The sequence below is a fragment of the Dietzia cercidiphylli genome (genome assembly GCF_014145145.1).
GTDB classification, from domain to species: domain Bacteria; phylum Actinomycetota; class Actinomycetes; order Mycobacteriales; family Mycobacteriaceae; genus Dietzia; species Dietzia natronolimnaea.
The window spans coordinates 1-1,024 of the sequence record NZ_JAALEA010000222.1; the positions used below are offsets into that span (position 1 = coordinate 1).

Below are 1,024 nucleotides of genomic sequence, written 5' to 3' on the forward strand. Positions count from 1 at the left end.
CGGGCGCCGCCCACGCCACGGACCCGACCGCCCGGGCCCCGATCCCCGTGCCGTACAGCTTCCTCACCGGCGCCGCCATGGCGATCACGCAGCCGGGGGCCACGCTGCCGGGCGCGAACGACTGGAACTGTCGGCCCTCGCCCGCCAAGCAGCGTCCGGTGGTCCTGGTCCACGGCACCTCCGGCGGCGCCGTGACCAACTGGGCGACCTTCGGCCCGCTGCTGCACAACGAGGGCTACTGCGTGTTCACGCTGACCTACGGCGCGCTGCCGGGTACCCCGTGGCCGGTCAACGAGCTGGGCGGGTTGTCCGACATCTCGGGGGTCTCGGTGCCGCAGGTCGGGGAGTTCGTCGACCGTGTGCTGGCGGCCACCGGGGCCCGGCAGGTGGACCTGGTCGGCCACTCGCAGGGCACCATCGTCTCGGGTCTGGTGGCGAAGGTCGGGCGCCCGGGCAAGGTGAACACCGTCGCCTCGATCGCCCCGCTGTGGGAGGGCTCCGGTGGGGGTATGCGCAGGTCTCTGGACGACCTTCCAGGAGTCTCGGACCAGCTGGGTCAGATCCCCGCCCTGTCCCAGATGTCCCCGGGCTCCGAGGTGCTCCAGCTGTTGTGGAGCGGAGGATCGCCCTACGCCCCCGGGGTGCGGTACCTCAACGCGGTGACCCGCTACGACCAGTTGGTCACGCCCTACACCTCGGGCCTGGTGCCCGGACCGATGACGACCAACGTGGTGATCCAGGACGGCTGCGAGCAGAACCACGCCGAGCACCTGGCGATCGCCTCCGACCCGCGCACGGCCGACTTCGTGCTGAACGCGCTCGATCCGGCCACCCCCCGTGTGCCGCGCTGCGAGGCGATCGCGCCGTACCTGGGTCCGATCCCGGCCCTGCCGGGCTCATGACCGCACGTCGGGTGGCCCCGGGGATCGCGGGACTCATGGCGGCCGCGCTCCTCGTCGTCGTCGCGCCCGGATCGGTCACGGCGACTCCGACCACGGTGTCTCCCGACGCGATTCCGACCACC

At 72.5% G+C, this 1,024-nt stretch carries 1 protein-coding gene; it reads left to right on the forward strand.

The window, feature by feature from the left end; all coding sequences use genetic code 11:
* On the forward strand, nt 1-902 hold a 902-nt coding region (locus G6028_RS08505), incomplete at its 5' end, for an esterase/lipase family protein (protein ID WP_182658629.1).
* Nucleotides 903-1,024: the final 122 nt, after the last annotated feature.